Source organism: Myroides odoratimimus (assembly GCF_030326305.1).
Taxonomy (GTDB): Bacteria; Bacteroidota; Bacteroidia; order Flavobacteriales; family Flavobacteriaceae; genus Flavobacterium; species Flavobacterium odoratimimum_A.
Map to the genome: position 1 here is coordinate 17,697 of NZ_JACAKB010000033.1, position 13,737 is coordinate 31,433.

General features: G+C 33.8%; 8 protein-coding genes. 2 read left to right on the forward strand and 6 right to left on the reverse strand.

Annotation, left to right across the window (positions count from 1 at the left end; translation table 11 throughout):
* Positions 1-56: 56 nt before the first annotated feature.
* The 6 genes from HX049_RS16135 to HX049_RS16160 all read right to left on the reverse strand — a co-directional run bounded on the left by HX049_RS16135 (position 57) and on the right by HX049_RS16160 (position 8,485).
* Positions 57-431: a hypothetical protein gene (locus tag HX049_RS16135; protein WP_286417136.1), complete on the reverse strand. Its 375-nt coding sequence runs from the start codon at positions 429-431 to the stop codon at positions 57-59.
* Between the two features lie 255 nt (positions 432-686).
* Positions 687-2,480, reverse strand: a complete 1,794-nt coding sequence (locus tag HX049_RS16140) for an acyl-CoA dehydrogenase family protein (RefSeq protein WP_041890824.1) — start codon at positions 2,478-2,480, stop codon at positions 687-689.
* Between the two features lie 30 nt (positions 2,481-2,510).
* Positions 2,511-3,692 (reverse strand): acetyl-CoA C-acyltransferase, encoded by a 1,182-nt coding sequence (locus HX049_RS16145; protein ID WP_041890827.1) that lies wholly within the window; start codon positions 3,690-3,692, stop codon positions 2,511-2,513.
* 29 nt (positions 3,693-3,721) lie between these two features.
* The gene (locus tag HX049_RS16150) at positions 3,722-6,127 is read right to left on the reverse strand and encodes a 3-hydroxyacyl-CoA dehydrogenase/enoyl-CoA hydratase family protein (protein ID WP_286417139.1); all 2,406 of its coding nucleotides are present in this window, start codon (positions 6,125-6,127) and stop codon (positions 3,722-3,724) included.
* A gap of 55 nt (positions 6,128-6,182) precedes the next feature.
* Positions 6,183-6,620 (reverse strand): MarR family winged helix-turn-helix transcriptional regulator, encoded by a 438-nt coding sequence (locus HX049_RS16155; protein ID WP_006259151.1) that lies wholly within the window; start codon positions 6,618-6,620, stop codon positions 6,183-6,185.
* Between the two features lie 89 nt (positions 6,621-6,709).
* Positions 6,710-8,485, reverse strand: coding sequence for an AMP-dependent synthetase/ligase (locus HX049_RS16160; RefSeq protein WP_286417141.1), 1,776 nt, complete (start codon positions 8,483-8,485; stop codon positions 6,710-6,712).
* A gap of 661 nt (positions 8,486-9,146) precedes the next feature.
* On the opposite strand from HX049_RS16160, the gene HX049_RS16165 reads away from it, so the two are divergent.
* Together HX049_RS16165 and HX049_RS16170 are read left to right on the forward strand one after the other, a co-directional pair.
* Positions 9,147-11,072 (forward strand): LTA synthase family protein, encoded by a 1,926-nt coding sequence (locus tag HX049_RS16165; protein ID WP_286417143.1) that lies wholly within the window; start codon positions 9,147-9,149, stop codon positions 11,070-11,072.
* Between the two features lie 471 nt (positions 11,073-11,543).
* A complete protein-coding gene (locus HX049_RS16170) occupies positions 11,544-13,466 on the forward strand; it encodes an LTA synthase family protein (RefSeq protein ID WP_286417144.1) in 1,923 nt (640 codons plus the stop codon).
* The last annotated feature ends 271 nt before the right edge of the window (positions 13,467-13,737 follow it).

The following is a 13,737-nucleotide window of genomic DNA, read 5'->3' on the forward strand; positions in this document are numbered from 1 at the left end:
CAAAAAAAGCCTAACAGGAATTCTGATAGGCTTTTATATTTAGATTAACATTTAAATTAGAAAGCTAATAAACGATTGTTGTAATCTTTTAAGTCTTCTAAGTTATGTTTGTTATTAATGTCTTTGTATAAAGATAATAAGTACTGTAAACTTTCTAAGTCATTCATAGCTTCTTTCTCAACTGCAGTAGCTCCTTCTTCTCCTTCTTCTTCGATAGGCTCATCAGATGGTATTGCAATTAAAAAAGCTTTGTTGTTTTGAATGTGCTCATAAGCTAAACGAATAGATTTAACTAACACTGGTTTTTCTTCAAGTAGAGCAAACTCTCTAAGTTTTTGTAAATCTGCTACAATGTTTTCTACAACAAGACCATCAGAAATTAAATCTGATTGAATCTTTTTAATCAATTTTAAAGCATTTGCGTTTTCCACAGTAAATATCTTTTAAGTATAAAAAAATTATGGTGCAAAAGTAAACTTTTTAGATGATTATAGTGAAACAAAAGATGAAATATTTTGAACAAATTTTTGCAAAGTGCTGATTTTTCGTTTTTTATTTATGAATAGTTTCTTTTTTAAGGTGCTATAAAGGTTTCTTATTTGTGTTATAAAATAAAAAACCGCCCTTTTCCGAAGAAAAGAAGCGGTTTTTTTCAAACAAACTAAACCAAATTGTTTGTATTCTTATTAGAATACGTATTCGTTAGCATCTACCAATTTCGTTGCAATAGTTTCTCTAAGTGCATTTACGTTTGGTAAGTTTACATATTTTGTAAATCTGCGTAGTCCCATTAACATTACACGTTGTTCATCGCCTTCAGCAAAAGAAGCGATACCTTCTTTTCCTTTTGCTCCGATGATATCTACAGCGTGATATAAGTATAATTGTGCCATAGCGATTTGTTCTTTGATATTTTCTTCTCCTTTTAACTTCGCTAATTTCTCAGTTCTAAGGATAGCACTTTCTGCCATATAGATTTCAATCATCATATCTGAAGCAGCCATTAATAGTGCTTGATGTTTATCTAGGTCTGGACCATATTTTTGAACAGCACTACCAGCTACCATTAAGAAAGCTTGTTTTAGTTTACTAATCATTTCTTTCTCTTCTGCAAATAATTCAGAATAATCTGGCACGTCAAAGCTTGGGATGCTCATTAATTCATCAGCTACTTTCATAGCAGGACCTAATAAATCAACATGTCCTTTCATTGCTTTTTTGATTAACATTCCAACTGCTAGCATACGGTTAATCTCGTTTGTTCCTTCATAGATACGAGATATACGAGCATCTCTCCATGCGCTTTCCATAGGTGTGTCTTCTGAGAATCCCATTCCTCCGAAGATTTGGATTCCTTCATCAGCACATGATTGAACATCTTCTGACACTGCTACTTTAAGGATAGAACACTCAATAGCGAATTCTTCTACTCCTTTTAATTCAGCCTCTTGATGTGAATTTCCTTCAGCAACACGTTGGTTAATTCTTTCTTCAATAGAAGCAGCAGCTCTATATGAAGCAGCTTCACCTACATAAGCATTTGTAGCCATCTCTGCTAATTTTGTACGGATAGCACCAAAAGAAGAAATAGGTGTTTTAAACTGGATGCGCTCATTAGCATATTTTACAGATTGTGTGATTAAGCGACGTTGAGAATCTAAACAAGCAGCGGCTAATTTGATACGTCCAACGTTTAATGCATTCATCGCAATTTTGAAACCATTCCCTCTTTCAGAAAGCATATTCTCTACTGGAACTTTTGTTTCGCTAAAGAATACTTGGCGAGTAGAAGAAGCTCTAATACCTAATTTGTGCTCTTCTTCTCCTAATGTAATTCCGTTGCTAGGATCGTTTTCTACGATAAATCCTGTGATATTTTTATCATCTTCGATACGAGCAAATACGATAAATAGATTACAGAATCCTGCGTTAGAGATCCACATTTTTTGTCCAGTGATAGAGTAGTGGCTTCCATCAGCTGATAAGACAGCTTTTGTTTTTCCTGAGTTAGCATCAGATCCTGCGTCTGGCTCCGTTAAACAGTAAGCACCAAACCACTCGCCTGAAGCTAATTTTGGAACGTATTTTTTCTTTTGTTCTTCGTTACCATATAATGTAATTGGCATAGTACCAATTCCTGTATGAGCACCAAAAGCAGTCGAGAATGAACCTGTTGCTCCAGAAATATAATCACATACTAGCATTGTAGAAATGAATCCCATCTCTAATCCTCCATAAGCTTCTGGTACAGCTACACCTAATAATCCTAATTCTCCTGCTTTACGCATAGAAGCTTCTGTGAAAGCATAATCTTTTTTCTCGAAGCGTTCTTTGTTTGGCCATATTTCTTTGTCAATGAATTCTTTTACAGAATCACGCATCATGATTTGCTCTTCTGTGAAGTCTTCAGGAGTAAATACGTCTTGGTATTTAGTTTCTTTAATTAAAAATTGTCCTCCTCTTGTGATATCTTTACTCATAATATATTTCGTTTATTGGGTTAATAGCTTTTATAATAGTTCATAAATTCCTGCAGCACCTTGTCCTGTACCTACACACATTGTTACCATTCCATATTTAGATCCACGACGTTTCATTTCATCAAATAACTGTACTGATAGTTTAGCACCTGTACATCCTAGAGGGTGACCTAGTGCAATAGCTCCACCGTTTACATTGACGATATCTGGGTTGATACCTAACTCTCTAATTACTGCTAATGACTGAGATGCAAAAGCTTCATTTAATTCGAATAAGTCGATATCTTTTAGCTGTAATCCTGCTTGTTTAAGAGCTTTTGGAATTGCTTTTACTGGCCCAATACCCATGATACGTGGTTCTACACCAGCCGCTGCATAGTTTACCATACGAGCGATAGGCTCAATGTTTAATTCTTTAACCATTTCTTCTGACATTACCATAACGAATGCAGCACCATCACTCATTTGAGAAGAGTTACCCGCTGTTACAGAACCATCAGCAGCAAATACAGGTCTTAGTTTTGCTAAAGCTTCAATAGAAGTTCCTGCTCTAGGCCCTTCATCTTTAGTTATTGTATATGATTTGCTATCTTTTTTACCTTTTTCATTAATGAATACTTCATTAATATTGATTGGAACGATTTGATCATCAAATTTTCCATCTGCTTGTGCTTTTAAAGCCTTCATATGAGAGTTATAAGCAAACTCATCTTGATCTTCACGAGAGACTTTGAATTGATGAGCTACTGCTTCAGCTGTTAATCCCATTCCCCAATAGTAATCTTCATGTCCTTCTTTTGCAACACCATAATCAGGAGTTGGTTTATATCCTCCCATAGGGATATAACTCATACTTTCTGCTCCACCAGCAATAATACAGTCAGCCATACCAGCTTGGATCTTAGCAACTGCCATTCCGATAGTTTCTATTCCAGATGCACAGTATCTATTTACTGTAACTCCAGGTACATCATCTATTTTTAATCCCATAAGAGAGATTAGACGTCCCATATTTAACCCTTGTTCAGCCTCAGGCATAGCGTTACCTACCATGACATCATCAATACGTGATTTGTCAAATTCAGGTAATTTGCTCATTAAATATTCAATAGTTTCAGCAGCAAGCTCGTCAGGTCTTTTAAATCTGAAGACTCCTTTAGGCGCTTTACCTACAGCTGTTCTATATCCTTGTACTATATATGCAGTTTTCATATTCTTTGTCGTTTTAAATTGGTTAAAGATTAGTTTCTTAATGGTTTACCATTTTTCAACATATACTGGATTCTCTCTAGAGTTTTGCGCTCTCCACATAGTGATAAGAATGCTTCTCTCTCTAGATCTAGTAAGTATTGTTCAGTCACTAAAGTAGCTTCTGATAAATCTCCTCCAGCCATAACATATGCTAATTTGTTAGCTATTTTACGATCGTGTTCAGAGATGTATTTACCAGCCATCATACTATCAGTTCCTACTAAGAACATACCTAAAGCCTGACGACCTAGTACTTTAATGTCTTTGCGTTTAGCAGGCTGAGTGTACCCAGCTTGAGCTAATACTAAAGCCTCGCGTTTAGCTTGTGCTAATTGTAAATCTTTATTTACAACTACTACATCTTTACCTTTTTGTAATATATTCAAATCAAAAGCTTCTTGAGCAGAGGTAGCTACTTTCGCCATACCTATTGTTAAGAAGTGCTCTTGTAATGTATTTAGTTCCACATCGTTTTTGCGGTATAGATCAGACGCTCTTACTGTCATCTCTTTAGAACCACCTCCACCAGGGATAAGTCCTACACCGAATTCAACTAATCCGATATAGGTTTCAGCAGCAGCTACTACCTTATCAGCGTGTAAGCTCAACTCACATCCACCACCGAATGTCATACCATGAGGAGCAGCAACTACTGGAATACCAGAGTAACGCATTTTCATCATCGTATCTTGGAACGTTTTGATAGCGATATTTAATTCATCCCAATCTTGCTCTGCAGCCATCATGAAAATCATCATTAAGTTAGCACCTACTGAGAAGTTGCTACCTTGGTTTCCTACTACTAGTCCTTGGAAGTCTTTTTCTGCAATTTCAACAGCTTTGTTTAATCCAGCTAAAACACCACCACCGATAGTATTCATTTTTGAGTGGAACTCTAAGTTCACAATACCATCACCTAAGTCAATAAGAGATGCTTCACTATTACCCCAAACCTTATTAGTTGTTCTAATATTATCTAAGATAATGAATGCGTCTTGGCCAGGAATTGGTTCAAATGTTTTAGTGTTTTGATTGTAGAATAACTTTTTACCATTCTCTACTTTATAGAAACTTTTTGCTCCAGATGCAGCTAATTCTTTAACCCAGTCAGCTACTGTATAACCTTCTTTTTCAATTAAAGCAATACCTTTTTCAAGTCCTACTAAATCCCAAGTTTGGAATGGACCATATTTCCATGCATATCCTGTACGCATGGCGTCATCGATAGGGAATAGGGTATCTGTAATTTCTGGAACACGTTGAGAAACGTAAGCGAATAATGAAGCAAAGTGTTTTCTTATTAATTCACCTGCTTTTGTTTGGTCTGCTAATAATAAAGCTAATTTAGCTTTAGTACCACCAGCTTGTTTTGCTGTTTCTAATACAGCAATCTTAGCACGTTCTAATGGACGGTATTCTAATTTTTCTAGGTCAAGAGCGAATCGATTTGTTTTTCCCTCTTTATCTACTTCTTTATAATAGAATCCTTTTCTAGACTTATCACCTAAGAATTTGTTTTCTAATAGGAAGTTTAAAGGCTTACTGTCTTTTACCTCTTGAATCATAGCGTCATGAGGACAGTTTTGTTTTAAGCCATTTGTTACGTTAATAGCTGTATCAAGACCTACTAAGTCACCTAGTTTAAAGGTACCCGTCTTAGGGCGACCTAGGATAGAACCTGTTAATGTATCAGCCTCTTCAATAGTTAATCCAATCTCTTGTGCTAACTGCATTACCATCGCCATAGAGTATACACCGATACGGTTACCGATAAAACCAGGAGTATCTTTACATAATACTGGAGTTTTACCTAAGTATAAGCTACTGTATTTTTGGAAGAATTCGATAACTTCTGGAGCCGTATGAGGACCAGGGATGATTTCGAATAATTGTAAATATCTAGGAGGATTGAAGAAGTGTGTTCCACAGAAGTGTTTTTGGAAATCTTCAGAACGACCTTCTACCATTAATTTCATTGGAATACCAGATGTATTAGATGTAATTAATGAACCTGGTTTTCTGTATTTCTCGATTTGCTCGAATACAGATTTCTTAATGTCTAATCTTTCGATTACTACTTCGATTACCCAGTCGCAATCTTTTATTTTTACTAAATCATCTTCTATATTCCCTGTAGTGATACGTGAAGCAAAAGCTTGAGAATAAATAGGAGCAGGTTTAGATTTTAGTGCATTAGCTAAGTGAGTACTTGCTATTTTATTTCTAACAATCTTACTTTCTAGAGTAAGACCTTTCTTTTCCTCTTCAGGAGTTAATTCTCTAGGTACAATGTCAAGAAGCAATACTTCTAATCCGATATTTGCAAAATGACAAGCAATAGCTGATCCCATTACACCAGATCCTACTACGGCTACCTTTTTAATTATTCTTTTCATATTTATTGTTCTTTGGTTTTTAATACTATTATTTAACTCTCTTAAGGTACAAAAATTATTTGTCTTCAAATATACTTTTGTCGTTGATTAACTGATTAATAACTTCAGTTACTTCCATAAAGTGCTGAATTTTTTCTTCAGATATTTGGGTGCGAATTTTCTCATTAAAGCGTTTTACTTTTGCTTTAGATAATTCTCTTTTCTCTAAACCTAGAGGAGTTAGTTTTATAATCACACCACGTCCATCATTAGGATTCTTTTCACGTGTGATTAATTTGTTCTCTTCTAATTTTTTTAGAGTACGAGTAAGACTCGTTGCTTCCATACCCATATTCGGTCCTAGTAGAGTAGAAGGGGTACCTTCTTTGTCTATACTTAGTAGTGCAAAAGCAAGTGACATTGTCGCATCGTATTTAGCGGCTTCTTCATTGTACATTCTAGCTACAGCTTGCCATGTTGCTCTAAGTATATAATCGATTGTTGTGTTCTTCATACCATTTAGAATAATTCAAATATAAAAAAAAATAGTATGCGTGCATACTATTTTTAAAATATTTCTTGATTTAGTGATTTTTTATGTCATTAACTTCTGTAAATCTTGTCGTATAAGTCTTTATGTTTCTCAAGAATAATACGTCTACGAAGTTTAAGAGTAGGGGTTAAGTGCTCACTGTCAATACTCCATACATCAGGAGTAAGTTCGAATTTCTTCACTTGTTCCCATTTACCAAATTTTTTGTTTACAGCTTCTACTTCTTCAGCTATACGGTCAATAACTTTTTGATTTGTTACTATTTCTTGATTCGTAGTACCTATATCATATCTTTTGCGACGTGCCCATTCTTTAACGAAGTCAAAATCTATCTGAATAAAAGCAGCAGGCATCTTTTCTCCTTCACCGATAACCATGATTTGTTCGATAAAGCGAGATTGCTTCATCATATTCTCAATCATCTGAGGAGCTACATATTTACCTCCAGATGTTTTGAACATTTCTTTTTTACGGTCAGTGATATGTAAGAAACCATCTTCGTCTATTTTACCAATATCCTCTGTATGGAAATACCCATCTTTTATAACACTATTGGTTTTTTCTTCATCTTTAAAGTATCCCATCATTACATTAGGAGCTTTACATAAGATTTCACCGTCTTCTGCTATTTTTACCTCTACATTACTTAAAGGACGACCTACTGTACCGAATCTCAATCCTCCATTACGAGCATCATTTACAGATATAACAGGAGATGTCTCTGTAAGACCATATCCTTCCATCACAGGTATACCTGCAGCATTAAATACTTTAGATAGACGAGCTTGGAGAGGAGCACTACCAGAAACAATAATCTTCATTTGTCCTCCTAGTCCTTCTTGCCATTTGCTGAATACTAACTTTCGAGCTATTTTTAGCTGGAAGTTGTAGAAAGCACTTCTGTTATATGGTTTATATTGGAACCCTAGTTCAAGAGCCCAGAAGAAAATACGTTTTTTGATACCTGTTAGAGAAGAACCTTTTGCAAAGATTTTATCGTACACTTTCTCTAATAATCGTGGTACTACAGTCATGACATTAGGACTAACTTCTTTTAAGTTATCGCTCATTTTATCAATCGACTCTGCATAGTAAATAGATGTACCTGAGAATTGGTAAAGATAAATTAGCATTCTTTCGAATACGTGGCATAAAGGTAAGAAACTAAGTGCTTTATAATGATCTTCACGACCAAAAGGAACTCTGTCCCAGCTACCTATCACGTTAGATAAGATGTTGTTATGAGATAGCATTACACCTTTAGGCCTACCTGTAGTACCAGATGTGTAGATTAGCGTAGCTAAGTGATCCGGTGTGATAGAGTCTTTAATGCGATCTACTTCTTCTTGATTGGAAGTATCTCTTCCTAATTCAAGAATCTCATCAAAAGTTTTGCAACCTTCGATATGGTCAAATGAACAAATACCTTTAAGAAGAGGTAATTGATCTTTGACACTTATTAATTTGTTGTAAATTTCTTGATCTGATACTACACAGTACTTCGCTTCTGCATGACTAAGAATGTATTGATAGTCTTCTGCTGCAATAGTAGGGTAGATAGGCACATTCTGAGCACCGATTTGTAAAATACCAATATCTAAAAGATTCCATTTAGTTTGGTTATTAGTAGAGATGACAGCTATTTTATCATTTGCTTCTATGCCTAGACGTAGTAAGGCACGCGAAACCATATTAGCCTTATCTATATATTCCTGTGAGGATGTTTTTTCCCATACTCCATTTACCTTAGTAACTAAGGATGCAGCCAGAGGAAAGTGTTCATTCTGCAAATAAGGAATATCAAAAAGTCTTGTAGGATTTACCATGTTATCATTAATTAGCTAACGCAAAGTACAAAAAAAATATAAGATTTCTCGTATTTAGTGTGTACTTGGCAATTTTTATCTGATTTATTTGCAATTCTTGTAGTTGATTTTCTTCTAAACTACATTATTCATTTTATAGTTCCTTGTTGATGAAGTTTATACTAAGAGTCTAAATGACTGTAAATCATGCTCTATAAATATAAGGAAAAAACATTTAGTATCTTTGTGATATATTAAAATAATCGTTAAAAATTATTATAGGATATTAGTTAATTTAGAGATTATACGAATTTCATTTTAGTATTTATCTTCAATACAATTGTATTCTTTCTTTCTGTTCTAGCTGTACAGTTATAGTAGGACGAGACAAGTTTCGCTTGATTTGAGTCCGTAGTGAGTCCGTTATGAGTCCGTTTTTTGGTAAGATATAACGGACTGATATCATAAGGATAAGATAGTTACTATGTAGCTATATGCATGAAGACTGAATGTTCTGTGGAAGAGCATTACTTCTCTAGATAGATGGAATCAGATATTGTTATTAGAAGGGATAATATAATTTTTCTTAAAAAAACCTTTAGTATGGGTATAAAATGCTTCTAAATGCTAATACAAGTCCGAATAGAAATGATTAAGTTTGTGTTTCTAAAAAAATAATAATATGATTTCTAATCGATATCGATTGAATGAAGTAGTAGTAATGGCTTATAGATTATTCCTAGCTTTCTTCTTTTACTTCATTGCTCGTACACTATTTTACTTCTATAATAGTGATTTATTAAATGTAGACTCTTTTGGTCAATTTTTAGAATTAGCGTATCATGGTATCACGTTTGATAGGATGGCTATTTTCTATGTAAATATATTATTTATATTATTATCTATTCTGCCTTTATTTATCAATACGAAAAAAGGGTATCAGAAGGTAGTATTTTACGCTTATATCATTCCTAACTTGATAGCGTATTCTACTAATTTTATTGATTTTATTTACTATAGATTTATTTATGCACGTACTACTATAGCTGTTTTTGACAGTTTAGAACACGAGTCAAATAAGGGACAATTGTTTTTTAACTTCTTGGTTAATTATTGGCATGTTTTTCTTATTTGTATTGTACTATGTGTGTTATGGGTTTACTTATATACTAAGGTCAAGTTTACACGATTCTTAAAGGTAGAAAATAAGAAGTCTTATTGGCTGTCTACTGTATTGATTATTATTGTGACAGGAGTCGGCTTTGTAGCAGGTGTAAGAGGGGATTTAAAGAAAGCTACTCGACCACTGAATATCATTGATGCGAATAGACATGTAGAGAAACCTGAGCACGCAGATATCGTATTAAATACTCCATTCGCTATCTTGAGAACAATAGGTAAGACAAGTTTTAAGAAAGTAGAATATATGGATGAAGCTACACTTAATAAAAATATAAGTGGAGTGAAGCAGTATCATACTAATGAACCTAGTACTCCTAATATAGTACTATTTATCACAGAAAGTTATGGACGTGAGTATATAGGAGCTTTTAATAAAGATATGAATATTAAGAACTATAAGAGTTATACGCCTTTTATAGATTCGCTTTCTCAGCATAGTTTAATATTCCCTAATGCCTTCGCAAATGGATATAAATCTATTCATGGTGTATCATCTGTCATCGCAGGAATTCCTTCGTTTAAAGACGCATTTACATCATCTCCATATCCGAAGCAGAAGATAGAATCTCTAGTGTCTACACTGAAGTCTAAAGGATATGACACTTCCTTCTTCCACGGTGCACCTAATGGATCTATGGGATTCTTAGGATTTGGTAATATCTTAGGGTATGATCACTACTATGGAAAGACAGAGTATAATAATGATGCTGACTTCGATGGTACATGGGGAATTTGGGATGAACCTTTTTTCCAGTATATGCGTACTACATTGAATGAGAAGAAAGGTCCTTTCTTTGCTACTATATTTACAGTGTCTTCACATGAGCCATTTAATATTCCTGCTCAGTATGAAGGAAAGTTTCCTGTAGGAGATGTTCCTATTCATAAGACAGTAGGATATACAGATTATGCTTTTAAGAAATTCTTTGAAGAGAGTAGTAAAGAACCATGGTTTAACAATACAATTTTTATCATGACTGCGGATCATACTAATCAGATTGCTTATGATGAGTATAAAGAACTGGTTAATCGTACTGCAGTGCCTATACTTATCTATACTCCTGATGAGAGATTAAAAGGGGTAGATAAGAGACTAGCTCAGCAGATAGATATTTATCCTACAGTATTAGATCTAATAGGATATGACAAACCTTTTAGAAGCTGGGGAAGAAGTTTAGTGAATGATACAATAACGACTCCGTATACGATTAATTATGGAGGAAATGAATACACTTACCAAGAGGGGAATTATATCGTAAGATTTAATGGGAAAGAGGTGACAGGATTCTTTGATATTAATGATAAAGGGTTAAAGAAAAATTTAATCGGTCAAAAGAACAAAGAAATGGAGAGACTTGAAATAAAGTGTAAAGCTTTTGTTCAAGACTATTTTGAACGTATAATAGATAAGCGATTAGACAAATAATTAAAACGAAGAAAGCACCTTATATAGGTGCTTTCTTCGTTTAGTGCACTACTGTTTTTATAAGTTAATAGGTGTTTTTACTAGAAAGTTTATAATGGTATAGCATAATAAATTAATAATAAGTTGGTTTTTTGTGAGTTAGAATAAAGATATTTGTTGTCTGGTATTTTTTAAACGAGTTATGTGCTGTATTTAAGAGAAACGCAGGTGTATAGGTTAAATCTCGAATTGAGATTACAGTATGCTTTGTATGGGGATTTTGATAAATAAGGACGATGATATTTTCTTTTTTATTGTTAATTATAGAATACTCTCTTAATTTAAGTAAAAAGTTGTGAATCTTGATAATTTTCTATTTTGTGAAAATTGTATTAAAAAAAAATGTGAGTCTTAAACTTGTTGTAGGTTAACTATTTAGAGTGAAGTTTTGGTTAAATTTGGCCACCTTAAAAATTAAAACCTTACAACCTTATGACCCCTAATAAGTTTAGAGTATACGAGGTAAAAGTATTGTTATATAGACTATCACTAGCTTTTCTTTTTTACTTCGTCGCTCGTCTGCTATTTTATTTTTATAATGCAGATCTATTAAATGTTGATTCGATAGGACAGTTTTTAGCTTTATCATTTTATGCCTTATCATTTGATAGTGCGGCTATCTTCTATGTCAGTATTTTGTTTATTTTACTATCTATACTGCCAGCATTTATAAATACAAAACCTGGATATCAGAAAGTGGTATTCATAGCTTACTTTATTCCTAATTTAATAGCTTATGCGACTAACTTTGTCGATTTAATATATTATAGATTTATTCTGTCTAGAACAACTATCGCAGTGCTAGATAGTCTAGAACATGAAAAGAATAAGACACAATTATTTTCTAATTTTTTAGTGAATTATTGGGATGTGTTGGTTTTATTTTTGATTAGTTCTGCGCTTTGGATATATCTATACACTAGGGTTAAAATGAGCCCTGTGGAGAGACAGCCCACTAAAGATTATTTTGTATCTACTCTTGTTATCACCATTATCGCATCAGTAGGAATCGTATCTGGTATACGAGGTGGAGTAACTAAAAAAACTAGACCTATCAATATAGTCGATGCTAATAGACATACGACTAAACCAGAGCATGGAGATATCGTATTAAACACTCCCTTTGCTATCTTAAGAACAATAGGTAAGAGTAGCTATAAGATGGTGAACTATATGGATAAAGCAACATTAGAAAAGTATGTAGATGGTATAGAGCAATATAATGTCAATAAGCCAAGTACGCCTAATATTGTGTTGTTTATCACAGAGAGTTTTGGTAGAGAGTATATTGGTGCGTTTAATAAAGATACTGATATACCAGATTATAAAAGTTATACTCCTTTTATAGATTCGCTAGCGCAACATAGTTTAATATATACTAATGCTTTTGCAAATGGATATAAGTCGATTCATGCTATTCCTTCTATTCTAGCTGGTATTCCATCTTTTAAAGACGCGTTTACGTCTTCTCCGTTTCCTAATCAGAAGATAGAGTCAGTAGTGTCTCTATTGAATTCAAAAGGGTATGATACTTCTTTCTTTCATGGAGCTGTGAATGGTTCTATGGGTTTCTTAGGCTTTGGTAATATCTTAGGCTATGATCATTATTATGGAATGACAGAATACGATAATGACGATGACTTCGATGGGACATGGGGGATATGGGATGAGCCTTTCTTTCAGTTTATGAGAAGAACGTTAAATGAAAAGAAAACTCCTTTCTTTGCGACGTTGTTTTCTGTTTCTTCACATGAACCTTTTGGGTTACCAGAAAAATATAAAGGGAAGTTTCCTAAAGGTAATTTACAAATTCACGGACCTGTGGGATATACAGATTATGCTTTTAAACGTTTCTTTGAAGAGAGTAAGAATGAACCTTGGTTTGAGAATACTATTTTTATAATCACTGCGGATCATACTAATCAGATTTATTATGATAAATATAAAGAATTGGTCAATAGGACAGCAATTCCGATTATGATCTATACGCCAGATGAAAGATTGAAAGGGGAGGATAATCGACTAGCTCAACAAATGGATATATATCCAACGATCTTAGATCTAGTAGGATATGACGAGCCATTTAGGAGTTGGGGAAGTAGTCTGATTAACGGACCTATCAATGACCGTTTTACAGTGAGTTATGGAGCTAATGAAATAACGTATCAAGGAGATAAATATATTGTTCGATTTAATGGACAAGAGGCAACGGGGTTCTATGATATTAATGATAAAGCCTTAAGAAAAAACCTAATCAAACAAAAGAATAAAGAAATGGAAGAGCTAGAAATGAAGTGTAAGGCCTTTCTTCAGGATTATTTTGATAGGATTATCAATAGAAAACTAGATGACTAGTGTATATAAATGGGAAGGGGCTGTCTCATGAAGACAGCCCCTTTTTTTCTTAAATTCTGTGTATTTTTTACTTCATGATTATTGGTTATTTGATTGATTTTTAGTAAATTACACCTGTATTACAACGGGTTTTTATGGCAAAACAAGCACCAAGATTTAAGTATTACGCTCAGAATCAAATGAGCTTAATTCCACATTCTTTAGAAGATTTTATTCCAAAATTGCATCCAGTACGTATTATTAACACTGTAATAGATAAATTAGACTTAGA

Excerpts from the sequence above, each read along its gene's own strand:
- HX049_RS16155 (WP_006259151.1), bottom strand. The coding sequence starts at position 6,620 with ATGAAGAACACAACAATCGATTATATACTTAGAGCAACATGGCAAGCT.
- HX049_RS16160 (WP_286417141.1), bottom strand. The coding sequence starts at position 8,485 with ATGGTAAATCCTACAAGACTTTTTGATATTCCTTATTTGCAGAATGAA.
- HX049_RS16170 (WP_286417144.1), top strand. The coding sequence starts at position 11,544 with ATGACCCCTAATAAGTTTAGAGTATACGAGGTAAAAGTATTGTTATAT.
- HX049_RS16140 (WP_041890824.1), bottom strand. The coding sequence starts at position 2,480 with ATGAGTAAAGATATCACAAGAGGAGGACAATTTTTAATTAAAGAAACT.
- HX049_RS16165 (WP_286417143.1), top strand. The coding sequence starts at position 9,147 with ATGATTTCTAATCGATATCGATTGAATGAAGTAGTAGTAATGGCTTAT.
- HX049_RS16145 (WP_041890827.1), bottom strand. The coding sequence starts at position 3,692 with ATGAAAACTGCATATATAGTACAAGGATATAGAACAGCTGTAGGTAAA.
- HX049_RS16150 (WP_286417139.1), bottom strand. The coding sequence starts at position 6,127 with ATGAAAAGAATAATTAAAAAGGTAGCCGTAGTAGGATCTGGTGTAATG.